The sequence below is a fragment of the Catelliglobosispora koreensis DSM 44566 genome (genome assembly GCF_000379685.1).
In the GTDB taxonomy this organism is placed as follows: Bacteria; Actinomycetota; Actinomycetes; order Mycobacteriales; family Micromonosporaceae; genus Catelliglobosispora; species Catelliglobosispora koreensis.
The window spans coordinates 356,552-378,514 of record NZ_KB903292.1; the positions used below are offsets into that span (position 1 = coordinate 356,552).

Genomic DNA, 21,963 nt, shown 5'->3' on the forward strand with positions numbered 1-21,963 from the left:
GCATGGCGCTCAATATTGCCGATCTTTACGAGCATGCTGCGGATTTGTTTCCGGACCGCATCGCTGTGGCGTGCGGAGACCGCACTGTCACCTTCGCCGAGCTGGATGAGCGTTCCAACCGTCTTGCCCATCACCTGGCAGGACACGGTGTAGGCGCGGGAATGCACATCGGATTGTATGTACGCAATTCGATTGAAGCGATGGAAGCGCTCCTCGCGACCTACAAGTTGCGCGCCGTCGCCATCAACGTTAACTACCGTTATGTCGAGAACGAGTTACGGTACGTTTTCACCGATGCCGACGTGGTCGCGCTGATCCACGACGAGCAATTCGCGCCGCTCGTGGCCAACGTTTTGCCCGAGGTCGCGCCTATGCGCTGCGTGGTGAGCATCGGCGCGGGCTACGAGGACCTGCTGGCGGTTCAGTCTCCTGAGCGCAACTTCGAGCCGCGCAGCAATGATGACCTCTATATCCTCTACACCGGCGGAACCACGGGTAAGCCCAAGGGCGTCATGTGGCGCCACGAGGATGTCTGGCGCGTGCTCGGTGGCGGCATCGACTTCATCAGCGGTGAGCCGATGGAAGACGAGTGGTCGCAATCTAAGCGCGGGGTCGAGACCGGTGGCATGGTCCGCATGTGTATCGCGCCGCTCATTCACGGCAACGCCCAATGGGGCGCGCTCATGGCCTTGTTCGCCGGCGACACGGTTGTCTTGGTACCCCAATTTGATCCGCATGAGGTTTGGCGGTCGATCGAGCGGCACGGGGTAAACGTCGTTGTCCTCATCGGCGACGCGATGGCCCGGCCGATCATCGAGGCCTTCATCGAAGGCAGCTATGACGCGTCCTCGCTCTGGGCGGTCTCCAGCAGTGCGTCGCTGTTCTCGCCGAGCGTTAAAGAGCAGTACATCGAGCACCTGCCGAGCATCATGCTGACTGAGTCAATCGGCTCCTCCGAAACCGGCTTTACCGGCATCGGGTTCGTCACCGCCGAAACCAAGGACGACGGCCCGCGCGTCAACCCCGGACCCAACACGATCGTCATCGACGATGACAACCGGCCGGTCGGCCCTGGAGTGATCGGGCGCATGGCCCGTGGCGGCCACGTCCCGATCGGCTACTACAAGGACCCGGAAAAGACGAGGGCTCTGCTGGTCGAGGTCGACGGCAAGCGTTACTCCGTGCCAGGTGACTTCGCCCGCATCGAAGAAGACGGGCGCATGACCCTGCTTGGCCGGGGCAACACGTGCGTCAACACCGGCGGGGAGAAGGTCTTCCCCGAAGAGGTCGAAGGCGCGCTCAAGTCGCACCCCGCGGTGCTGGACGCGATCGTGATCGGTCTGCCTGACGAGCGCCTTGGCCAGCGGGTCGCCGCACTCGTTCAGCCGCGCCCGGAACACACCGTCGAACTGTCCGAATTGGAGGCTCATGTGCGCACGCAAGTCGCGGGCTACAAGGTGCCTCGGACCGTTTGGGTGGTTGATGAGATCAGCAGAACGGTCAGTGGCAAGGCCGACTACGGGTGGGCGAAGCGATACGCCGAGGAGCGGGCAGCAGCATGAAACCAGCGGAACTTTGCGAACTGCTCGGCATTGAGCGGCCCATCGTCGGGTTCACCCCGTCGGAACAGGTCGCCGCGGCCATCAGCCGGGCCGGAGGGCTCGGCGTGCTGGGCTGCGTCCGCTTCAACGACCCCGCCGATCTCGCAGAGTGCCTGCAATGGATGGATGCCAACACCGACGGCAAACGCTATGGCATTGACGTTGTCATGCCGGCCAAGGTGCCGATGGAAGGGGCGACGCCGGATCTCAACCGGCTGATCCCGCCGCGGCACCGCGACTTTGTCGACGAAACCTTGCTCAAGCTCGGCGTGCCGCCACTTCCCGACGACTCACCCGCGGGCGATGGTGTTCGCGGGTGGCTGCACTCGGTAGCGCGGGCGCATGTTGAGGTGGCGCTGCAATACCCGGCCCGCCTGATCGCCAACGCTCTGGGCTCACCACCGCCCGACGTCATCGAAGCGGCCCACGCCAAGGGAATGCTCGTCGCCGCGCTAGCCGGCAAGGCCGAGCACGCCCGGCATCACGTCGAAAACGGCGTGGATATCGTGGTGGCGCAAGGATATGAGGCCGGTGGCCACACCGGTGAGATCGCGAGCATGGTGCTCATCCCGGAAATCGTTGACGCCGTGGGGGACAAGGTTCCTGTGCTCGCCGCCGGCGGCATCGGCTCCGGAAGGCAGATCGCCGCGGCACTCGCACTGGGCGCCGCCGGCGTCTGGATGGGATCGTGCTGGTTAACCACCAGTGAGTACGCGATAAGCCTGGACACAGCGACCATGCACCGTGCTCTGCTAGCGGCGTCTTCCTCCGACACGGTCCGCTCGCGCATCTACACCGGCAAACCCGCGCGCCTGCTGAAGAACAAGTGGACGCAAGCGTGGGCCGAGCCTGGTGCGCCGGAACCGCTGCCGATGCCACTGCAGAACATCCTTGTGGCGCAAGCACACCAGCGTTTGATGACGGCCGGTGATCCTGACGTGATCCCGATGCCTGTGGGCCAGATCGTCGGCCGCATGAACGAGGTGCGTCCCGTCGCCGACGTCATGGCGGATCTCGTCGCCGATCTCGACGCGACCCTGGGACGGCTCAGCTCGTACCGCTGAAAAACGTTGTGGGGCAACAATGCTGTTGCCCCACACGACTTTTGTTCAGCGATCACTGAGCCAGCGCGGATCCAATGGCGAGCAAGTGGGCCGTGGCGCCGCCAAGGGTGAACTCATTGCGTTTGGCCGCCACGAAATAGCGGTGTAGCGCGTGGTCAACGTCGATGCCAACACCACCGTGGATGTGCACCGCGGCGTGGGCGACCCGGTGACCGCCGTCCGCGGCCCAGAACTTGGCTGTGCTGACCTCGGTTGAGCAAGGCAGATCCGACGCGAACCGCCAGGCGGCCTGCCACATCGTTAACTCGATCGCCTGCACGTCGATGTAGGCGTCGGCAAGCCGTTGCGCCACCGCCTGGAACGTTCCGATGGGACGTCCAAATTGGACGCGTTCGGTGGCGTAAGCCGCGGTCAGTTCTAGCGCCGGCTGGGTGACACCAAGCTGATGTGCGCACAGCCCGATCAGACCGCGATGCCGCAGCCAGGTCACCGCTGAGGGATCGTCGGTGATCAGCTCGGCCTGGACGCCATCGAGCGTGACCAGCCCTTCGTTGTCACCGTCGACGATCCGCTGCCGCTCGATGCTCACGCCTTCGTCTGATGGCTTGACCAGATAGAGCTTTCCGTCGGCGGGCACGACGATGAAGTCGGCATAGGGCGCCGCCGCGACCGTGGGCAGGCTGCCGCGCAGCAAGTCGCCCTCAACCGTTGCCTCCGTTGGTGCGGCTGTGACGACCGTGCCAGGGGCTACCGAAGCGCCAAAGCGGTGCAACACCGCGGCGCCCATGAGAACCGAAGGCACATAAGGAACCGGTGCCACACCACGGCCGATCTCAATGGCGACCGAGCATTGCTCAAGCAGGCTCAGCGACGGGTCGAGCACTCCCGCCGCTTCCAGATCAGTCCACAAACGACGGTCAAAGCGGTCGCCCTTGGCTTCCACCTCGCGCAGCCGCTCGGGAGTGGCCTGGTCGGTGACGATGCGCCGGGTCAGGGCCGACAGTTCGTCCTGCGCTTCCGTGAGCGAAAAGTCCATCGGATGCCCCTTACCGCTTAGCCGCTGGGAGGCCGAGCCCGGCCGCCGCGATGATGTCGCGCTGGACCTCGTTGGTGCCACCGCCGAAAGTGAGGATGAGGCTCGAGCGGTGCAGCCTTTCGACCCGTCCGCGCAACAGCGCCCCGGGCGATCCGTGGCGGACATAAGCGTTGTCGCCGAGCACTTCCATCAGGAGGCGATAGGCCTCGGTGGCGAACTCGGTGCCAAAGACCTTGGTGGCGCTTGCCGCCGCTGGGTTTGGCGCGACGCCTGCCGTGGTCGCGATTCGCCAGTTGATGAGCTTGAGGAACTCCACTTTGGCGTGCACACGGGCCAGATTGACCTGCACCCATTCCTGGTCGATGACGCGGCGGCCATCGGCGAGCTTGCTTTCGGAGGCCCAACTGGTGACCTCGTCGAGCGAGTGCCGGATGGGGGCCGAAGAGGTCAGCGCCACGCGTTCATGATTGAGCTGATTGGTGATCAGCGACCAGCCACGGTTTTCCTCGCCTACGAGCGCTGAGGACGGCACGCGCACGTCGGAATAGTAGGTGGCGCTTGTGCCCGGCCCTGCCATCGTCCGCACCGGGGTCCAGGAGAATCCAGGTGCGTCAGCGGGAACGATCAGAATGGACAGTCCCTTGTGGCGGGGTGCTTCCGGATCGGTGCGGCAGGCCAGCCAGATGTAGTCGGCGAACTGGATCAGGCTCGTCCACATCTTCTGCCCGTTGATAACCCAGTCGTCCCCGTCACGGACAGCCTTGGTGCGCAGGCCGGCCAGGTCGGTGCCGGCCTCGGGCTCGGAGTAGCCGATCGAGAAGTGCAGGTCACCGGCGGCGATGCGGGGCAGGTAAAACTCCTTCTGCTCCTGCGTGCCGTAACGCATGATGGTCGGGCCAACCGTGTTGATCGTCAAGAATGGCACGGGAACCCCAGCGATCGCGGCCTCATCCATGAAGATGAGCTGCTCGATGGTTGGCCGGCCCCGGCCGCCAAATTCTTCGGGCCAGCAAAGCGTGAGCCAGCCATCGGTCCCGAGTTGCTTAACGACGCTGCGATAGGCGACGCCATCGCCATATTCGCCTTCGGCCTCGAGGGATGCCCGAACAGCCGGTGTCATCAGGCCCGCGAAGTAGTCGCGAAGCGAGAGCCGGAGGCTTTCTTGCTCGGGGGTGTAATCAAGATGCATCCAGCACTCCGATCACAGAACTGAAACGTGTTCTAATAATACACATGGCTGAGGCTTTCATAGTGGACGCGATCCGGACCCCCGTTGGCCGCAAGAACGGGAGTCTGGCAACGCTGCACCCAGCGGACCTGGGCGGGCACGTGCTGTCTGCCTTGATGAGCAGAACCGGTATCGACCCGGCGGCGGTGGAAGACGTCGTGTTCGGCTGCGTCGACACCCTCGGACCGCAGGCTGGCGATATCGCGCGCACCTGCTGGCTCGTCGCCGGGCTGCCGGACTCGGTGCCCGGGGTGACGGTGGATCGCCAGTGCGGATCGTCTCAACAGGCCGTTCACTTCGCGGCGCAGGCTGTCATGAGCGGAACGGCCGACCTCGTGGTCGCGGGTGGCGTTCAGAACATGAACATGGTGCCGATCGCCAGTGCCATGCAGGGCACGAGTCCCTTCCACGGATCGCCCGGCTGGCTGGCTCGCTATGGCGACCAAGAGGTGTCGCAGTTCCGCAGCTCCGACATGATCGCGGAAAAGTGGCAGATCAGCCGCGAAGAAATGGAAGCCTTCGCGCTAGAGAGCCACCAACGCGCGCTCAGAGCCGACTTCACCACCGAACTCACCCCCGTGAACGGTCTGTCCAAAGACGAGTGCCCGCGCGCGGACACCTCGCTGGAGAAGATGGCCGGGCTCAAGCCCTTGCGGGAAGGCGGTCTGACCACGGCGGCGTTGTCGAGCCAGATCGCCGATGGCGCGAGCGCGATGCTCATCGCCTCGGAGCAAGCGGTGCGCGACCATGGTTTGCGTCCGCGGGCACGCATCCATCACCTGAGCGTTCGTGGCGCCGATCCGGTGTGGATGCTCACGGCACCCATTCCGGCCACGGCACACGCGCTCGCCAAGACCGGCTTGACGATGGACGACATCGACCTCGTCGAGATCAACGAAGCGTTCGCGAGTGTGGTGCTCGCCTGGCAGCGTGAGACAGGCGCCGACCTGAACAAGGTCAACGTCAACGGCGGGGCCATCGCGCTCGGGCATCCTTTGGGCGCCACCGGAACCAGGCTGATGACGTCGCTGCTTTACGAACTCGAGCGCCGGGGCGGACGCTATGGGCTGCAGACGATGTGCGAGGGCGGCGGGCAAGCCAACGTGACCATCATCGAGCGGCTGTCATGAGCGATTGCTTGCCCGAGCGAATCGGGATAACAGGGTGGCCAGCGCCTCTTGGCGCCGGCGACCGAAGGGAGCTGGCGACATGAGGACTCGGCTTACTGAGCTGGCGCGGGTTAAGTACCCCATAGTCCAGACGGGGATGGGCTATGTCGCTGGCGCGAAACTCACCGCGGCCACGGCGAACGCTGGCGGGTTAGGGATTATCGCCTCCGCCACGATGAGCCTGCCGCAGCTGGAAGCCGCGATCAACGAGGTCAAGGAACGCACGCAGGCTCCCTTTGGGGTCAACCTGCGAGCCGACGCCGAGGACGCGAACGCCCGCATCGACTTGATGATCGCCAGAGGCGTGAAGGTCGCTTCCTTCGCCCTGGCCCCGAAGCAAGACATGATCAAGCGGCTCAAGGACGCGGGACTGATCGTCATCCCGAGCGTTGGCGCGAAAAGGCATGCGGAGAAAGTGGCGCAGTGGGGCGCCGATGCCGTGATCGTCCAAGGGGGAGAGGGCGGCGGACACACGGGAGCGGTGCCGACGTCACTTCTGGTGCCGCAAGTGGTGGACACCGTTGACATTCCGGTAGTGGCGGCGGGCGGCTTCTTTGACGGCAGGGGTCTGGTCGCGGCGCTCGCCTACGGAGCCGTCGGAATCGCTATGGGCACACGGTTTCTGCTCACGAGCGATAGTCCTGTTGGCGAGGCGGTCAAGGCGCTGTATCTCACCAAGTCACTCAACGACACGGTCGTCACGACCAATGTGGACGGTGTGCCGCATCGTGTGCTGCGCACCGCTTTCGTGGCGAGCCTGGAGAAACGCAAGCTGATCCGGGCGGTCCGCAACGGGCTCAAGTTCCGCAAGATATCCGGTCTGACGATGCGCCAGATGGTGCGCGAAGGACTCGCGATGCGGCACGGGCGTGATTTGACGTGGAGTCAGATTCTGATGGCGGCCAACACGCCGATGCTGCTAAAGGCCGCTATGGTCGACGGCCGGCCGGATCTGGGTGTGATGTCGGCCGGCCAAGTCGTTGGGGTCATTGACGATCTGCCCAGTTGTGCCGAGCTGATCGAGCGGATCATGACGCAGGCAGCTGACCGTCTCGGTCATTTGCGGGATCTAGCTTCTGAATGATTTCCAGCTCCTCCGGGGAGGGCAGCCGGGTTTGCGGCACACTGTCGGGAATGGACAGCGCGAACCCGGTGGCCGCCACGACATCGCTGACGTTGACGCCCGGGTGCACGGATCGCAGCCGCATGTGCCGTGTCTCGGTCGCGAAGTCGAGCACGGCCAGATTCGTGATGACGACCCGGATTTCGTGGGCTCCGCGGTCGTAACCGAGGCCCGAGACCATATCGACCTTTTCCACGAACGCCTTCGGCGAATGCTTTGGTACGAAATAACTCGTCGGGTGGTTAATCGTGTTCCCAGGCGCACCCCGCACGCCCAGCAACTGCGACTTGGGCCGCTCCCAGGGCCCGATGCACGAGATGTTCTGGTTGCCGAACCGGTCAATCTGGCTGGCACCCATCATGACGTGCCGCCGTCCCGACGCGACCACCGTGAACACCTGCCGGTAGGGCATCCAGCCCTCGACCTCGCCCTCGTTGATCAGGTAGGCTTCGCCGTCGCTGATCAGCAGGCCGGGCGAAAACGTTGCCCTGGCTAGCTTCGCGCCTAGTGACGGGATGAGTCCCATGGGGCTGGCCAGAATCTCCCCGTCACCACGGAACGCTTCAGCGCAGGCGACGACACACACATCGGATAACTTCATGCCGCCACCGCCGCCTGATACTCCCTCTCGGATCCGTCCAAATAGGTCGCCCGGAAAGCCGCCCACGCCTCAGGACTGGCCGCTGCTGTGGCATAAGCCTTCTGGAACGCTTCGTCACGCCCGTAATCGGGCACGCAGCTCGTGAAGTGAGCACCGTGCGGCGTCTCGACCACACCGTCAATCATCATCCGGTTAACGAGCAGGCTCTGCACCGGCCCGCTAGCGGTCAGTTCCGCTGTCGGGACAAGCTTTTCGCACGACAGATAACGCCGGTCGGCGGCGAGGCAGAACAGATCGTCGAAATACGGATCGGGCCCCAAATACTGACCGTTGCCGGACTCGTCAGCGCGGTTGAGGTGAATAAGAGCCGCGTCGAGCTTGAGGGCCGGCATGGCGACGAACTCTTCGTCATCGGGATAAGGCGAGCGGACCGTGCGCAGTTCTGGGTTTACTTCCATCACGCCCGATCCGAGCCCTGCCCGGATCGGCAGGAACGGCAACCGGTGGGCCGCGGCGAGCAGTCCCCAGTAGAGCATGCCCTCGTCGAGTTCCGTGAGCTCGACCGTGCCGCTCTGCCTGCCCTGCCGGAAGTGTGGCTCCAGCGCGATGCTGTCCAGCGAGACGAAGCCGCACACGACCCGCTTCACTTTGCCAGCCGCCATAAGCAGACCAACATCGGGTCCACCGTACGAAACAAGGGTCAAATCCTTAAGCGGGGAGCGCAGAATCGCCCGCACCAAAGCCATCGGCTTGCGACGGGAGCCCCAGCCGCCGATGCCGATCGTCATGCCGTCACTTAGCTGCGCGGCCACGTCATCGGCCGTCATAAGCTTGCTCTTCATCGGTTCCCGTCCACAAACGACTGCCTGGCCTCATCGGAGACCCCGGTCAGGTTGAGTTCGAAGGTGAAGCCCTGTTCGAAGCGGTAGGAACGGTGCACGTCGACAGGGTCGATGCCATTGAGGGATTCTTTGGCCGCACGAACGATGACGGGATTCTTCGCCGCGATCGAGGCGGCGACCGCGTGCGCGGCTTCCCGTTGCTTGCCAGGCTCGGTGACTTCCAGCACCGACCCATGGTGGTGTAGCTCAGCGGCCGTCACGTTGCGGCAGGTGTAAACCATCGCGCGCATCAGGTGTTGCGGCACCAGCCGGGCCAGATGCGTTGCCGCACCGAGCGCGCCACGATCCACTTCGGGGAGCCCGAAATAGGCGTCCTCAGAGGCGATGACGATATCGGCATTGCCCACCAGGCCGATGCCGCCGCCGAGGCAAAAGCCTTGGACGGCCGCGATAACCGGCACCGGGCAGGTGTAGACCGCGCTGAAAGCGGCATAGCAGCCCCGGTTTGCCTGGATCAGCGCTTCATGACCCTGGGTCCGCTGCATTTCCTTGATGTCGACGCCGGCGTTGAACCCACGGCCTTCGGCGGCGAGCACCACCGCGCGCACCTGCGGGTCATCCCCGGCTTGCCGCAACGCCTTTGCCAGGTCGAACCAGCCCTGGGCGGGCAGCGCGTTGACCGGCGGGAAGTCCATAACGATCTCGGCAACACCATCGCGCAAAGAGAAATGAATCATCGCGGCCTTTCAACCTAGCGTTTGCTTGGTAACGTAACACGCTATGGATGCCTTTGACTTCACCGGAAGAGTAGTGATTGTCACGGGCGGCACCAAGGGCATCGGGGCGGAAATCGCCCGGCGCTTCGCCGCCGCCGGGGCCTCGGTCGTCGTCTGCGGGCGCAACGAGCCGGCCTCGCTGCCGCCCGGCATCCGGTTCGTGGCGGCCGACGTTCGCGATCCGTCTCAAATCGACAGCTTGTTCGAAGCCGCTGGCCCCGTTGACGTCGTCATCAATAACGCGGGCGGGTCGCCAACGGTTGACGCGGCGACCGCTTCGCCTCGCTTGCACGCCAAGGTGATCGAGCTGAACCTCATCGCCCCGCTGCACGTCGCGCAACGGGCCAACCAGACGATGCAGGAGCAAGGCGAAGGCGGCTCGATCATCATGATCGGCAGCGTCAGCGGCGTAAGGCCGTCCCCGGGCACCGCTGCTTATGGCGCCGCCAAGGCCGGCTTGCACCATCTGGCGACCAGTCTCGCGGTCGAGTGGGCGCCCAAGGTGCGGCTCAACACGGTCGTGGTTGGACTCGCGCAGACGCCTGAGTCAAGCGAGCACTACGGCGGAAAGCTTGCCGCCGTGGCGCAGACCGTGCCAATGGGCCGGCTGGCCGTGCCATCTGACGTCGCCGACGCCTGCCTGTTCCTGGCTAGCCCGGCCGCGTCCTACATCAGCGGCTCGACCCTCACCCTGCACGGCGGCGGCGAGTGGCCGTCGTTCCTCAACGCCGCGCGATGAGGACCTGAATCCGGTACTCACCTGAGGTGACGGGGTGAAAGTCCACCACCTCAAAGCATTCCGAGACGAATGCCTTCAGCTGCTCGTCGGTTCTTCTTGAAAAGAATCGCTTGGGTACTGCTTGATCGTTGTCGTGGATGCCTTCGTGCGCTTCACCGCCGTAGACACCGATGAAGAACAGGCCGCCGGGCTTCAGAAGGTCGTGGATGGCGGTCAGCACCCGGGGCAGGTCTTTGTTCGGCACATGCAGCAGGCAGTTCAAGGCCCACACCGCGTCAAAGGACTCGGGCGGAAAGTCCAGGCTCAGGAAGTCCATCACGTGGGCGTCGAGTCCCTTGGCCCGGCAACGCGCCACCATCTCTGGTGACAGGTCGGTCGCGGTCACACTTAGCCCGTTGCGCTGGAAGAAGTAGCTGTCGTGCCCCGTTCCCGCGCCGATCTCCAGGAGCTTCTGCCCTTTGGTAAGACGGCGGAGAAAGGACTCACGTTCAGCGAGCTTCCACGGCTCCTTGGCCTGTCCGTCGCGAGTGGCCGCGTCGGCGTCGTAGGAGTCTTTGAGGCTGGCTATGACTTCTTCATAAGCTGGGGTCACAGCTTCCGATGATCCCACGACGACACGCGTGTGGGGCGCACGAAGTAGGCCAGGCGTTTCCGTGCGGTCCAGGCGATGAATTCGTCTAGGCCCTCTTCCGGGACGCCGGTCAGGTCTTTGGCGATGAGCTTGCCGACACCGAGCACTCCGGCCGGATCGTCAATCAAGTCAACGACTCCGTTGATCTGAACGCCGCGCAGCTCGAAGTAGTCCTTGCCATCCTCCACGAGGACGGTCAGGCGGGGGTCCCGGGCTAGGTTCAGCGCCTTCTGCGACGAGCGGTAAGTCCAGAACGCGACCTGACCGTCCACATAGGAATAGAACATGGTGACCAGATGCGGCGTCCCGTCCCGGTTGATTGTCGCCAGCTGCATCTTCGTGTTGGCACCCAGGAAATCCTGGATCTCCTGATCCGTCATCGCCGCCTTAGCCCGGTCGCTCATGTCTGCGTCTCCCTTCGGTCGCCGGCGCCATGAGGCACTCGCCACCCTGCAATTGCGATTCGCTCGGGAAAGCCTGAGACGCGCTTCGCGCCCAGGCTCCGCGACCACATCGCCGGTTCCGCACGGAAAGGCGCTCCCTCGCTCATGGGATTAATTCTCGCCGAAGGTGGTTTCGGCGAGGGGGAGGGTCGCCTCGGTGACGAAGCCGGCTTTGGGTGGATCGGCGGTGAACAGCCCGTCCAGGGCTTCGTGGATGGACTCCGCTGACCACAGGTCACGGAAGCTCGCCTTGAGGGTCGGCGGTGCCATGACGGCGACGACTCCGCTGTGGACGATGAAGACCTCGCCCGTGATGAGTGCAGCGGCGGGACTGGCTAGATAGGTCACGAGGGGCGCGACGTGTTCTGGGGCAAGCGGATCACGGTCGCCGGTCGGGGCCTGGCCCATCAGGCTCACCGTCATTTCGGTGCGCGCACGGGGGCAGATCGCGTTGGCCAGCACGCCATAGCGGGCGCAACTGCGTGCGGTCGACAGCGTCAGCGCGGTGATCCCGCCTTTGGCAGCCGCGTAATTGGGCTGGCCCGCCGAGCCGAGCAGGAAGGCCTCCGATGACGTGTTGATGATGCGCCCGTAAACGGGCCGTCCCGTCTGCTTGCTCTGATCACGCCAGTAGGCGGTGGCGAACCGTGAAGTCACAAAGTGCCCGCGCAGGTGCACGCGCATGACGAGATCCCACTCGTCGGGCGTCATGGTGAAAATCATGCGGTCGCGCAGAACCCCGGCGTTGTTGACCAGAATGTTGAGTCCGCCCAAGGCTTCCGCGGCTTTCATGATGGCTTCGCCCGTGGCCCATTCCGCCACGTCCCCGGCGCACACCGCAGCTTCGCCGCCCTTGGCCGCGATCTCCTCAGCCACCGCTTGCACCGCGTCGCCTGGCAGATCGTTAAGCACGACCTTGGCGCCAGCTTGAGCCAGTGCGATGGCTTCGGCGCGGCCGAGGCCGTTGCCCGCACCGGTAACGACGGCGACTTTGCCTTCCAGACTCAGCGAACTATCCACTGTGGACTCCATGTTCAGTAACCCGGGCCGCTAATCATGCCGCCGTCGACGAGAAATTCTGATCCGGTGCAGTAGGACGATTCGTCCGAGGCGAGGAAGGCGACGAGCCGAGAAACCTCGATGGGCTCACCAAAACGCGGGATCGGCAAGCGGGACAGGAAGTTAGTCGCGGTGTCCTGATCCACGTTGCCCGCCATTGACATCGCCATCGGGGTGAGGATGCCGCCCGGGTGTACCGAGTTGACACGGATGCCGAACTGGCCAAGCTCCTGTGCGGCGCTGCGCGTGATGCCACGGATGGCGAACTTGCTGGCGCTATATGCCGCAAGACCGGCTGCTCCGGCGAAGCCCTCGATCGAGGAGATGTTGACGATCGACCCGCCCTCGGCTGCCGTCATCGCACCGATCACGGACTTGATGCCCAGCCAGGTGCCGACGGCGTTGATGTCGAGGCTGCGGCGGAAGTCTTCCACCGCCATGTCCGCGATTTTGCCGTGCTGCAGGATGCCCGCGTTGTTGACGAGGATGTCAAGGCGGCCAAAGGTTTCCACAGCTGTCGCGACGGCGGCAGTCCAGTCGGCCTCGCTGGTGACGTCGTGATGCACATATCGGGCCACGTCAGGATCGAGCTTGCCAGCGACCGCGGCACCCCAGTCGTCAAGCACGTCGCCAAAGACGACCTTGGCCCCCTCGGCGACGAAGTGGCGGACGTGAGACTTGCCCATGCCGCGGGCGCCTCCGGTGATCAGCGCTACCTTGCCTGCCAGCCTGCCCATCGGGCCAACCTCCCTAACGCTTGCTTGGGAGGACGATAACAGGTTTCAGTCTGTTTTCGTTATGCCCTCGAAGACGAGACGAAGGAACGCGCTGACCACTTCATCGGTCTTCCAGGACCCACCCTGCTGCCAGTGCACGGGCACCCAGAGGATGTCGCGCAGCAGCCGGTAGGTCAGCTTCGGGTTCAGATCCGAGCGGAAAGCGCCGGTCTTCATGCCGCGTTCGAGCTGTGTGATCCAGATGCTTTCGATCTCGTGGAGGGCGGTTCGCAAGTACCCAAAACGGGGTTGTTTGGAAAAGTAGCTCCAGTCGTTTTGCAGCATGGTGACCGCGGCCCGGTGGTGCCCGAGCGTTCCCGTGCTTGACCTGACAATGCGTTCGAGCACTTCACGCGGGCCAGCGCCCGAGGCGGCCGCCTCCCGGTAATGCTCCAGCACTTCGTTGAGGAACGACGTCAGGATCTCGTCGCCGATGGATTCTTTGGAGTCGAAGTGGTGATAGAGACTGCCGGACAGGATGCCAGCAGCGTCGGCGATTTCGCGGACCGTGGTCGCGCGGAACCCCTTTTCGGCGAAGAGCTCGCCGGCCAGCAGCACCAGGTGAGCCCGGCGTTCGGAAGTTGCGGTCACCGAGTCATTATGACCGGCCGTTGTTTCAGGCCGGCGCTCCGCGCTTCTTGTCAGAAAAATTGGAACCTGTTCTACTCGTCTCATGCGTGCCGCCGTGTTGCACTCCGTCGAGGACGGAAAGCTCTCCATTCGCGACGATGTCGAAGTGCTCGGCCCCGGGCCGGGGGAGATTCGCGTCAAGCTCCGGGCCTCCGGTGTCTGCCACACTGACCTGTCCATTACTCAGGGCGGGCTGCCGCAAACGTTTCCGGCGGTGCTCGGGCACGAGGCGGCCGGCGACGTCGTCGAGGTCGGCGAAGGCGTGGAAGACTTCAGCGTCGGTGACCGCGTCATCGCGAATTGGCTCCCCGCTTGCGGTTCCTGCGCGCATTGCGTGCGGCGTGAGCCTTACCTGTGCATGACACACGTGATGATGGCCTATGTGGCGCCACGGTTCATCGCGGGAGACACGAGTCTGTTCGCCATGGCCGGCGTCGGTGGGTTCGCCGAGGAGATCGTGGTCAACCGCTTGGGCGCGGTGAAGATCGGCGACGATATTCCTTACGACGTCGCGTGTTTGGTCGGCTGCGGTGTCATGACCGGTGTTGGAGCCGTCATTAACACCGCGCGCGTCGAGCCTGGGTCTTCGGTGTGCGTCATTGGCTGCGGTGGCGTTGGGATCGCCGCGATCCAGGGCGCCCGGATCGCCGGTGCGTCAAAGATTGTCGCCGTGGACACCAATGTGTCCAAACACGACACGGCGCTGCGTTTTGGCGCGACGCACGCGTGCACACCTGACGCGCTCGAAGCCGGTGACGGTTTTGACTATGTGTTTGAGGTAGTGGGGATTCCGGCGACGATCCGCAAGGCGTGGACAGCTTGCCGCCGTGGTGGCCAGATCATCATCGTCAGCGCGGGCCGCAGCGATCACGCTGTCGAGTTCAGCCCGTTCGAGCTGCTGTTTGAGGCGAAGACGATTGTGCCGTCGATGTTCGGCTCGGCCGACCCGCATCGCGATTTCCCACGCCTACTGGACTTTTACCGCACCGGGCAGCTCGACCTCGACAGCATGATCACGCACCGGATCAAGCTTGATGACGTGGGTGAGGCACTGGCGAACCTCGGCCGGGGCGACGTGATCCGCCAAGTGATCATTCACGACTGACAGACCGCACACCAGTACATGTTGCGGCCAGCGAGTTCGCCACGGCTAACTGGTGTTCCGCAGACCAAGCACGGCAGACTCGCTCGGCGGTAGACATAGACTTCGCCGCCGTGCCGGTCGACGCGGGCGGGCCGTCCCATCGCTTCCGGCAAGTGCTGTGGCCACACCGTGTCGATCCGGCCGGTCCCGACCGCTTGCCGCATAAGGGTTTCGAGGTCGGCCCAGATGCCGTGCCACTTCTTTCGCGTGAGTTTGCTGCCGGGTGTCAGCGGCCGCAGGCCCGCGCGGTAAAGCACTTCGAGGGCGAAGATGAGGCCCGCTCCGGCCACAATGGACTGATCAAGCAGCAGCCCGGCCATCGGCGCGTTGCTGCGCTTCAGACGCGCGAAGACGGCCGCTTCGTCGCCATCGCCGCGGATGGGGTCGGCGCCCAGGCGACCGCGCAGCGCCTCGATCTCAGCTTCGGTGAGCAGCTCGCAGGTGTTAGGCCCGCGCAGCTCGACCCAGTGCTTCTTGTGCCATAACCGCAGCCGCAGTTCGCCCTCTGGGATGGGCATGGGCGCGGTGCCCTCGCGGAACTTTCCGTAAAGGCCGAGATGGATGTGCAAAGTGTGACCCGTGCTGTAGGTGTGCAGCAGGTGCTTGCCATAGGCCTCGGCGGCCTCCAGCTTCGCACCACTGATGAGGGACGCACCCGCCGCGAACCGCCCTTGTGGGCTGTCCGCGGACACCGGCTTGCCAGCGAAAAGCTCGGTGTGACGCAGTGCCAGCCGGTGAATCGTGTGTCCCTCAGGCATAGCGCCGACAATATCCGGGTACGGGACACTCATGAGCGAGGGCTTGCCCGAGCGAATCGGAATCGCAGCGTGGCTAGTGCCTCATGGCGCCGGCGACCGAAGGGAGTTGGCGACATGAGTGGACAGGTCATGGTGTTTGTTCCCGCGCCGGAACTGACGATCACGATCGAGCAAGCCGGAGACGAGCCTGATATCCATCTGCACGCTGGTGGACAGGGGATCTGGCAGGCCCGGATGATGGCAACCCTAGGCGTACCCGTGGTCCTGTGCACCGCCTTCGGCGGCGAGAGCGGTGAGGTACTCAAGTCGCTGACCGCGGCTGAGGGCGTCCTCGTGCGGTCCGTCGCGGCGGAGGCGAGCAACGGGGCGTACATCCACGACCGTCGCAGTGGTGATCGAGTAGAAGTCGCGCAGGCACCCGGTGCCGCGCTCACCAGGCACGACTTTGACGAGCTGTATGGACTGGCCCTGGCTGAAGGCCTGCGCTCGACCGTGACGCTCCTGAGTGGAACGCGCAACCCCCGGGTCATCGAGCCCGACTCCTACCGTCGGCTGGCGGGCGACCTGCGCCGCAGCGACTGTGCCGTGATCGCCGACCTCAGCGGGGAGTACCTGTCGGCGGTGCTCGAGAGCGGCCTGAGTTTCCTCAAGGTCAGTCATGAGGAACTGGTCAACGACGGCTGGGCCCGCGACGACAGCGTGGAGGCGCTGACCGAGGCGATCCACGCGCTTAACGCGGCCGGTGCGGAAGCCCTCGTGGTGAGCCGGGCGGAAAAGCCAGCGCTCGCCCTGATCGAAGGCGATCTGTACGAGGTCATCCTGCCCGAACTGGAGCCCGCGGATCACCATGGTGCTGGCGACTCCATGACGGCAGGAGTGACGGCGACCCTCGCCCAAGGCGGCGACCTGCGCACGGCGATCCGCATCGGAGCGGCGGCGGGCGCGGTGAACGTGACGCGGCACGGTCTGGGCACGGGACAGGCCGACGTCATCGCCGCTCTGATGGACAAAGTTGAGCTACGCGTTCTGAGCCTGAAAGACAAACCTTCCCGGACCGTCACTCCGGACGAACTAGCGGACGAAGCGAGGCAAGACACGTGAGAATCCTGGTTACCAACGACGACGGAGTGCAGTCACCCGGCCTGTACGCGCTGGCGCTTATGTTGCGCGACAAGGATTTTGACGTGGTTGTCGCCGCGCCCTCAGGCGAGGCAAGCGGTTCTGGCGCCGCCATCACCGGATCTGAAGTGGACGGAAAGATCTCCGTGGAACGGCGTGAAATCGCTGAACTGCCAGGGATCACGGTCTTCTCCATCGCGGCCACGCCAGCTTTCATCACCCTCATCGCGACGAGGGGTGCCTTCGGTGCTCCGCCCGACGTGGTGTGCTCGGGGATCAACCGTGGCGCCAACGTTGGGCGCGCCATCATCCACTCAGGAACCGTTGGCGCCGTGCTCACGGGATGGACCTATGGCTGCTCAGGCTTAGCGGTCTCGCTCGATGTGGGGCTAAACCCGCGCGAGGATCCACAGTGGACGGTTGCCGCCGAGCTAGCGGGCGAGCTGCTGCCCTCGATCCTGAATCGGTCGGAGCCCGTCGCCTTGAACCTCAACGTTCCCGACCGCGAACGCGACGGTGTGCTCGGCATCCGTGAAGCGCCACTGTCCTCATTTGGTGCGGTGCAGACCCAGTTCGAGGCGGGCGATGGCTTCCTGCAGATGACCATTTCTGAGCAGGAGAGCAAATACGAGGAGGGTACTGACGCTGCCCTGCTCGCCAATGGATATGCCCCGGTGACAGCGATTAGAGCCGTCACCGAGGCACAGGTGGAGCTAGGACTTAGGACACCAAGAAGTTAGCGAACGCCCAGAGTTCCTTGTCGTTTCCGCTCGCCGGGCGGAAATTGGCGAACGGCTCGTAGGCCGCCTCACCGGTTGGCGTCCAGTCCGTCTGCACGGACGGGACCGGCCCGAGATACGGGTTGGCGATTTCGAGTACCGCGTGGTGGTCGAGGTCGTCTGGAACACACAGCCCACGGTTCGGGTTGTTGATGATCCAGTAGACCGCGCCGAGCACCGATGCGGCGACCTGAAGCGTCGTGGCGTTCTGGTGCGGGACCAGGGCGCGCGACTCTTCAATGGACAGCTGCGAGCCGACCCACCAGCCGTTCATGTCGTGTCCGAGCAGCAGCACACCGAGCTCGTCGATGCCTGAGGTGATCTCGTCGTTCATGATGCGGTGGTTTTCCTGCAGCTTGTAACCGTTCATCCGGCACTCGTGCAGCGAGTTCAACGCGGCGTCCGCCGGCTGATAGGCGTAGTGCACGGTCGGGCGGTACGCCGCCTTACCGTCTTCCCACACCGTGAGGTGGTCGCTGATCGTGAAGGCCTCGCCGTGCCGCACGACCATGCCGATGATCGGGCCGCCCAGCGGCACCCAGGAGCGAACCTGTGTGGTGATGCCGGTTTGCGCGAGGCAGATCTGGTTCTGCGGTCCGCTCTCGTGCGTGTAGGCGTGTTCCGGCAGCGACGGCTCGTGCGTCCCCCAGCCCATCTCGGCCGGGGCGATGCCCTCCTCGAAGAAGCCTTCGACCGACCAGGTGTTGACGAACTCGCCAACCTCTTTCGGCTTGTCCGACACCTGAGTGTCGCGCTCGGAGATGTGAATGACCTTCGTGCCGGTCAGCTGACCGAGCTTCGGGTAATCCTTGGCGTCAAGCGCTGCCTTCAGCGCGGGCGCCTTCTCCGATCCCTTGGCGATGATGGCGTTGGCTATGTCCTCGAGCGCCACCTTCGTCCAGTGCGACACCAGACCCGGGTTGGCCCCGTGCTCGACGACGGCGGTCGGGCCATCGAGAGCCCAGGTCTTCGCCCGCTCGCGCAGCTTCATGTGCCGGGCATACAGCGTGCGATCCTGCGGCGTCGTGGTCAGCTGATCCTCGTAGGGATCCCACAACTCCACCGACGTGTCCACGTAGCGCACGCCGTTGTCCTGGCACCACTGGATGATTTCGACGGTGTCGATATTCCAGGCCAGGTTGATCAGCAGATCCCCATCGCCCACGTACTTGGCGAGTTCCGAAGAGATGTTTTCCGGGGTGATCCGCTCGCGCACATAAGTGGCGCCAGAGGCCAGAGTGTCCGGAATGGACCCGGCAAGGTCCTCGAAGTCCAGGACTGTCAGCCGGGTGAAGTCCATGTCAAGGTGCCGCAGCAAGAGAGGCTGCAAGCACCTCGACACAGAGCCACACCCGAGCAACAGCACCCGGCCACCGAAAGGCAGGCGGGGAATGCTCACGCGTTGTCTCCGATACAGAAAGTAGCTAGTGGTGCGAATCCGTTGAATCCAACGGACGAATAGGTGGTTGTGTAAGCCCCTGTGTTCAAGATTTCGACGTAGTCGCCCGGCTTAAGGGCCAGTGGCAGGTCGTAGGGCGTCTTTTGGTACATGACGTCCACGCTGTCGCACGTTGGCCCGGCGAGGGCGACGGGACCCGAAGCCTGTCCGTCATGGGGCGTCACGATCCGGTACCGGATCGCCTCACCTTCGGTCTCGGCCAGCCCGCCGAATCGTCCAATGTCGAGATAGACCCACCGCTGGGTGTCCGTACTGGACTTTCGGGAGACGAGCACCACCTCGGACCGCAACACTCCGGCTTCCGCGGAGATGTAACGGCCCGGCTCCACCGCCAGCTGAGGTGCCAGCTCGCCAAAATGTCGCTCCACCGACCCGTGGATGGCTCTCGCGAACTCCTCGATCGGGGCGACCGGTTCGAGATAGCTCACGGGGAAGCCGCCGCCGACATCAAGGAAGTTCAGCGAAATTCCGGATTCGGCGACTTTCCGGAAGACCCACGCCGCGTCGGCGATACTCGGGTCCCACCGGGTGGGGTCCAGTTGCTGCGAACCAACGTGGAACGAAACGCCGATCGGGTTGAGCCCGAGACTCGGAGCTTTCGCCAGCAGGTCCGCCGCCATCTCTGGGGTGCAGCCGAATTTTCGGCTCAGGGGCCACTGCGCGCCCTCGCTGCTGGCGAGGATCCGGCAGAAGACCGATGCCCCAGGGGCGTTCTCGGCTAGTTTTTGCAGTTCGCCTTCGCTGTCGAAGACGAACATGCGGACACCGCGCTGATAGGCATAGCGGATGTCTTTGGCCTTCTTGATGGTATTGCCGTAGGACAGCGTTTCCGGATCGGCGCCTTGAGATAGGCAGATATCGATCTCTACTGTGCTCGCTACGTCAAATGATGAGCCTGCTTCGGCGAGACGCCGGATGATCTCTGGCTCGGGATTCGCCTTAACGGCGTAAAAGACTTGGGTCTGCTGGAAGGCCTCTGCTAGCCGTTTGTATTGGGCCGCAGCTACTTTGGGGTCTAGTAGGAGGTAGGGGGTTTCTGGGAATTCCAGAAATGCTGGCGGGTCTGTGCCTGTAAGGCCATCGACAATGGTGTCGTTGATCATCTCTCGCTAATACCTCCACGAAGCATGCTGATCGGGCACCGCGGGCTTGCGGTGCTTTGTTTTGAGCGCAATGCAGAAGCATGATCCCACCCCGGCTGAACGTCAATACCGCCGGCCGGGACGTTAAAGAGTAACTGAGTGAAACGGCTTTGCGCCATGGCGAGGTAAGTCACCCTAAAGATTGCACTCCTTACGGTGTAAGTGCAGGATGGTGGCGTGTCTCCCGCACTGCGCCAGATTGCCGGATTAGCGTTGCCCGCGCTCGTGGTCTTGGCCGCCGAACCCCTTTATGTGCTCGTCGACACAGCCGTGGTCGGGCACCTTGGCAGCACGGCGCTGGCGGCGCTGGCCGTTGGCGGGACGATCCTGACTCTGGTGACCTGGCTCGGCACGATCCTCGCCTACGGCACGACCGGGCGCGCGGCGCGCCAGTTTGGCGCGGGCAACCGCCAGGCGGCCATTCATGAAGGCGTGCAGGCGTCCTGGCTCGCGCTCCTGGCCGGGTTACTGGTGGCGGGCGGCGGCCAACTGCTGGCGGGCCCGATCGCCCGCGTGCTGGCCGGGGGAGAAGGCGACGTCACCAGTCAGGCTGAGCTCTGGCTGCGCATCGCCGCGCTCGGGGCACCCGGGCTCATGCTTTCCGTGGCGGGCAACGGGTGGCTGCGCGGCATCCAGGACACTAAGCGCCCACTGTCCTATGTGGTGGTTTCTTTCGCCCTTTCGGCTATTCTCTGCCCGCTACTTGTCTACCCCTTGGGTTTGGGGCTGCCCGGCTCAGCCATCGCTAACGTCATCGCGCAGAGCCTGGCCGGCGTGCTGTTCGTGCGAGCCCTTGTGCGGGAACGGATGTCGCTGCGGCCCGACGTGCCGCTCATGTTCGAACAGCTCTCCGTCGGGCGGGACTTGCTGCTGCGCGGGATCGCGTTTCAGGCGTGCTTCCTTTCGGCGACCGCCGTAGCGGCACGCTTTGGCACCTCAACGCTTGCCGCGCATCAGGTCGCGCTGCAGCTGTGGTTCTTCACCGCCCTCATCCTCGACGCCGTGGCCATCGCCGCCCAGTCGCTCATCGGCGCGGAGCTAGGCGCGGGTAACGCTGAGCGTGCCCGTCAGCTCGCGCGGCAAATCACGCTCATCGGAGCCGCGTCCGGTCTCATGTTCGCGCTTCTCATCGCGGTGGGCGCGGCGTGGGTGCCCGGCTGGTTCAGCTCTGACCCCGAAGTGCACCGGCAGGCGATGATCGCGTGGCCCTGGTTCGTGCTGACGCAGCCGTTGGCCGGGATAGTTTTCGCGCTCGATGGCGTGCTGATCGGCGCGGGTGACGTGCGCTACATGAGAAATCTGACGTGGGTGGCGACCCTGGGCGGGTTCTTCCCGGCGATCTGGATCGCCTACCTCCTGGACTGGGGGATCGGCGGCATCTGGGCCGGGCTCATGCTGTTCATCGTGATCCGGCTCATAGCCCTGCTGGCTCGGCTCAAATCCGGGCGCTGGGCGGTCACAGGGGCACGGCTTAGCGCTCAAGCGACGTGACGAAACTCATCCCGGGCAAGGCTGGTTGCCCGGGATGAGCCAGCTCAGGTTGGCAGGCCCCAAGCCTGACCGGCAATGGTGGCCGCGACGGGGGCGATGGTGAGCGGTGGGGCAGACCCGGCCGCGTGCACGAGCACTTCTTGTCCACGAGCGAGGTCGATGTCGATGACGCCGTCGGCGACATCACGCCACGTCGCGGGCGAGCCGTCGTCGAGCGTCACGGTCAGCGCGGAGGGCGCCACGATGTCGAGCCGGTCCAGGTTTGGCCCGCCGTTGGCGGTTGTTGAGGTGAGGCGGACGTGCTGGGTGCCCGGCCCTAGCGTTACGGGGACTGTCTTAGTGGCCCAGTTGGT

General features: G+C 64.4%; 22 protein-coding genes and 1 pseudogene. 9 read left to right on the forward strand and 14 right to left on the reverse strand.

Annotation, left to right across the window (positions count from 1 at the left end; all coding sequences use genetic code 11):
• Positions 1-2 precede the first annotated feature (2 nt).
• Positions 3-1,562 carry an acyl-CoA synthetase gene (locus A3E1_RS0135850; protein WP_020525660.1) on the forward strand — a complete coding sequence of 520 codons (1,560 nt, stop codon included), beginning with the start codon at positions 3-5 and terminating at the stop codon, positions 1,560-1,562.
• Positions 1,559-2,665, forward strand: a complete 1,107-nt coding sequence (locus A3E1_RS0135855) for an NAD(P)H-dependent flavin oxidoreductase (RefSeq protein ID WP_020525661.1) — start codon at positions 1,559-1,561, stop codon at positions 2,663-2,665. Before A3E1_RS0135850 ends, A3E1_RS0135855 begins: the two co-directional genes overlap by 4 nt.
• Before the next feature lie 52 nt (positions 2,666-2,717).
• On the opposite strand, the gene A3E1_RS0135860 is transcribed toward A3E1_RS0135855, so the two are convergent.
• A complete protein-coding gene (locus A3E1_RS0135860; RefSeq protein ID WP_020525662.1) occupies positions 2,718-3,701 on the reverse strand; it encodes an acyl-CoA dehydrogenase family protein in 984 nt (327 codons plus the stop codon).
• Positions 3,702-3,711: 10 nt separating this feature from the next.
• Positions 3,712-4,890, reverse strand: coding sequence for an acyl-CoA dehydrogenase family protein (locus A3E1_RS0135865; RefSeq protein ID WP_020525663.1), 1,179 nt, complete (start codon positions 4,888-4,890; stop codon positions 3,712-3,714).
• Between the two features lie 44 nt (positions 4,891-4,934).
• Between A3E1_RS0135865 and A3E1_RS0135870 the strand changes: the two genes are divergently transcribed.
• Together A3E1_RS0135870 and A3E1_RS0135875 are read left to right on the forward strand one after the other, a co-directional pair.
• Positions 4,935-6,059 carry an acetyl-CoA C-acetyltransferase gene (locus A3E1_RS0135870; protein ID WP_020525664.1) on the forward strand — a complete coding sequence of 375 codons (1,125 nt, stop codon included), beginning with the start codon at positions 4,935-4,937 and terminating at the stop codon, positions 6,057-6,059.
• Positions 6,060-6,138: 79 nt separating this feature from the next.
• Positions 6,139-7,182 (forward strand): NAD(P)H-dependent flavin oxidoreductase, encoded by a 1,044-nt coding sequence (locus A3E1_RS0135875; protein WP_026209160.1) that lies wholly within the window; start codon positions 6,139-6,141, stop codon positions 7,180-7,182.
• Here A3E1_RS0135875 and A3E1_RS0135880 read toward each other — a convergent pair.
• From A3E1_RS0135880 to A3E1_RS0135890, 3 genes are read right to left on the reverse strand one after another with little or no spacing between them, the layout of a single operon-like run.
• Entirely contained in the window at positions 7,127-7,822 is a 696-nt protein-coding gene (locus A3E1_RS0135880) for a CoA-transferase subunit beta (RefSeq protein WP_020525666.1), read from the reverse strand. The genes A3E1_RS0135875 and A3E1_RS0135880 overlap by 56 nt on opposite strands.
• Entirely contained in the window at positions 7,819-8,664 is an 846-nt protein-coding gene (locus A3E1_RS0135885; RefSeq protein WP_020525667.1) for a CoA transferase subunit A, read from the reverse strand. Before A3E1_RS0135885 ends, A3E1_RS0135880 begins: the two co-directional genes overlap by 4 nt.
• A complete protein-coding gene (locus A3E1_RS0135890) occupies positions 8,661-9,401 on the reverse strand; it encodes an enoyl-CoA hydratase family protein (RefSeq protein ID WP_020525668.1) in 741 nt (246 codons plus the stop codon). The genes A3E1_RS0135885 and A3E1_RS0135890 overlap by 4 nt, the downstream gene beginning before the upstream one ends.
• A 43-nt stretch (positions 9,402-9,444) precedes the next feature.
• On the opposite strand from A3E1_RS0135890, the gene A3E1_RS0135895 reads away from it, so the two are divergent.
• On the forward strand, positions 9,445-10,179 hold the full coding sequence (locus A3E1_RS0135895; protein WP_026209161.1) for an SDR family oxidoreductase: 735 nt from the start codon (positions 9,445-9,447) through the stop codon (positions 10,177-10,179).
• Here the strand turns inward: A3E1_RS0135895 and A3E1_RS0135900 are convergent.
• From A3E1_RS0135900 to A3E1_RS0135920, 5 genes are all read right to left on the reverse strand, one after another.
• Entirely contained in the window at positions 10,163-10,771 is a 609-nt protein-coding gene (locus A3E1_RS0135900) for a class I SAM-dependent methyltransferase (RefSeq protein WP_020525670.1), read from the reverse strand. The genes A3E1_RS0135895 and A3E1_RS0135900 overlap by 17 nt on opposite strands.
• On the reverse strand, positions 10,768-11,214 hold the full coding sequence (locus A3E1_RS0135905; RefSeq protein WP_020525671.1) for a pyridoxamine 5'-phosphate oxidase family protein: 447 nt from the start codon (positions 11,212-11,214) through the stop codon (positions 10,768-10,770). Before A3E1_RS0135905 ends, A3E1_RS0135900 begins: the two co-directional genes overlap by 4 nt.
• Before the next feature lie 150 nt (positions 11,215-11,364).
• Positions 11,365-12,273, reverse strand: coding sequence for an SDR family NAD(P)-dependent oxidoreductase (locus A3E1_RS0135910; protein WP_020525672.1), 909 nt, complete (start codon positions 12,271-12,273; stop codon positions 11,365-11,367).
• Positions 12,274-12,287: 14 nt separating this feature from the next.
• Entirely contained in the window at positions 12,288-13,049 is a 762-nt protein-coding gene (locus tag A3E1_RS0135915) for a glucose 1-dehydrogenase (RefSeq protein WP_020525673.1), read from the reverse strand.
• 45 nt (positions 13,050-13,094) lie between these two features.
• Positions 13,095-13,679, reverse strand: coding sequence for a TetR/AcrR family transcriptional regulator (locus A3E1_RS0135920; RefSeq protein ID WP_020525674.1), 585 nt, complete (start codon positions 13,677-13,679; stop codon positions 13,095-13,097).
• A gap of 82 nt (positions 13,680-13,761) precedes the next feature.
• On the opposite strand from A3E1_RS0135920, the gene A3E1_RS0135925 reads away from it, so the two are divergent.
• A complete protein-coding gene (locus A3E1_RS0135925; protein ID WP_020525675.1) occupies positions 13,762-14,823 on the forward strand; it encodes a Zn-dependent alcohol dehydrogenase in 1,062 nt (353 codons plus the stop codon).
• Here the strand turns inward: A3E1_RS0135925 and A3E1_RS0135930 are convergent.
• Complete coding sequence (locus tag A3E1_RS0135930) at positions 14,814-15,620, reverse strand: Fpg/Nei family DNA glycosylase (protein WP_020525676.1); 807 nt, start codon at positions 15,618-15,620, stop codon at positions 14,814-14,816. The two genes, A3E1_RS0135925 and A3E1_RS0135930, sit on opposite strands and share 10 nt — an antisense overlap.
• 114 nt (positions 15,621-15,734) lie before the next feature.
• Here A3E1_RS0135930 and A3E1_RS43890 point away from each other — a divergent pair, with 114 nt between their 5' ends.
• Positions 15,735-16,721, forward strand: a complete 987-nt coding sequence (locus A3E1_RS43890; RefSeq protein WP_063825187.1) for a PfkB family carbohydrate kinase — start codon at positions 15,735-15,737, stop codon at positions 16,719-16,721.
• Positions 16,718-17,479, forward strand: coding sequence for a 5'/3'-nucleotidase SurE (surE, locus tag A3E1_RS0135940; RefSeq protein WP_020525678.1), 762 nt, complete (start codon positions 16,718-16,720; stop codon positions 17,477-17,479). Before A3E1_RS43890 ends, surE begins: the two co-directional genes overlap by 4 nt.
• Here surE and A3E1_RS0135945 read toward each other — a convergent pair.
• Both A3E1_RS0135945 and A3E1_RS0135950 read right to left on the reverse strand, forming a co-directional pair.
• The gene (locus A3E1_RS0135945; protein ID WP_020525679.1) at positions 17,460-18,917 is read right to left on the reverse strand and encodes a saccharopine dehydrogenase NADP-binding domain-containing protein; all 1,458 of its coding nucleotides are present in this window, start codon (positions 18,915-18,917) and stop codon (positions 17,460-17,462) included. The genes surE and A3E1_RS0135945 overlap by 20 nt on opposite strands.
• A complete protein-coding gene (locus A3E1_RS0135950) occupies positions 18,914-20,080 on the reverse strand; it encodes a type III PLP-dependent enzyme (protein WP_020525680.1) in 1,167 nt (388 codons plus the stop codon). Before A3E1_RS0135950 ends, A3E1_RS0135945 begins: the two co-directional genes overlap by 4 nt.
• 216 nt (positions 20,081-20,296) lie before the next feature.
• Here A3E1_RS0135950 and A3E1_RS0135955 point away from each other — a divergent pair, with 216 nt between their 5' ends.
• Complete coding sequence (locus A3E1_RS0135955; protein WP_020525681.1) at positions 20,297-21,610, forward strand: MATE family efflux transporter; 1,314 nt, start codon at positions 20,297-20,299, stop codon at positions 21,608-21,610.
• Between the two features lie 44 nt (positions 21,611-21,654).
• Here A3E1_RS0135955 and A3E1_RS0135960 read toward each other — a convergent pair.
• Positions 21,655-21,963 (reverse strand): annotated as a pseudogene (locus tag A3E1_RS0135960) (hypothetical protein); the annotation flags it as partial.

Excerpts from the sequence above, each read along its gene's own strand:
- A3E1_RS0135930 (WP_020525676.1), bottom strand. The coding sequence starts at position 15,620 with ATGCCTGAGGGACACACGATTCACCGGCTGGCACTGCGTCACACCGAG.
- A3E1_RS0135915 (WP_020525673.1), bottom strand. The coding sequence starts at position 13,049 with ATGGGCAGGCTGGCAGGCAAGGTAGCGCTGATCACCGGAGGCGCCCGC.
- A3E1_RS0135905 (WP_020525671.1), bottom strand. The coding sequence starts at position 11,214 with ATGAGCGACCGGGCTAAGGCGGCGATGACGGATCAGGAGATCCAGGAT.
- A3E1_RS0135875 (WP_026209160.1), top strand. The coding sequence starts at position 6,139 with ATGAGGACTCGGCTTACTGAGCTGGCGCGGGTTAAGTACCCCATAGTC.
- A3E1_RS0135950 (WP_020525680.1), bottom strand. The coding sequence starts at position 20,080 with ATGATCAACGACACCATTGTCGATGGCCTTACAGGCACAGACCCGCCA.
- A3E1_RS0135855 (WP_020525661.1), top strand. The coding sequence starts at position 1,559 with ATGAAACCAGCGGAACTTTGCGAACTGCTCGGCATTGAGCGGCCCATC.
- A3E1_RS0135860 (WP_020525662.1), bottom strand. The coding sequence starts at position 3,701 with ATGGACTTTTCGCTCACGGAAGCGCAGGACGAACTGTCGGCCCTGACC.
- A3E1_RS0135870 (WP_020525664.1), top strand. The coding sequence starts at position 4,935 with ATGGCTGAGGCTTTCATAGTGGACGCGATCCGGACCCCCGTTGGCCGC.
- A3E1_RS0135885 (WP_020525667.1), bottom strand. The coding sequence starts at position 8,664 with ATGAAGAGCAAGCTTATGACGGCCGATGACGTGGCCGCGCAGCTAAGT.
- A3E1_RS0135925 (WP_020525675.1), top strand. The coding sequence starts at position 13,762 with ATGCGTGCCGCCGTGTTGCACTCCGTCGAGGACGGAAAGCTCTCCATT.
- A3E1_RS0135850 (WP_020525660.1), top strand. The coding sequence starts at position 3 with ATGGCGCTCAATATTGCCGATCTTTACGAGCATGCTGCGGATTTGTTT.
- A3E1_RS0135880 (WP_020525666.1), bottom strand. The coding sequence starts at position 7,822 with ATGAAGTTATCCGATGTGTGTGTCGTCGCCTGCGCTGAAGCGTTCCGT.
- A3E1_RS0135895 (WP_026209161.1), top strand. The coding sequence starts at position 9,445 with ATGGATGCCTTTGACTTCACCGGAAGAGTAGTGATTGTCACGGGCGGC.
- A3E1_RS0135890 (WP_020525668.1), bottom strand. The coding sequence starts at position 9,401 with ATGATTCATTTCTCTTTGCGCGATGGTGTTGCCGAGATCGTTATGGAC.
- A3E1_RS43890 (WP_063825187.1), top strand. The coding sequence starts at position 15,735 with ATGAGTGGACAGGTCATGGTGTTTGTTCCCGCGCCGGAACTGACGATC.
- A3E1_RS0135865 (WP_020525663.1), bottom strand. The coding sequence starts at position 4,890 with ATGCATCTTGATTACACCCCCGAGCAAGAAAGCCTCCGGCTCTCGCTT.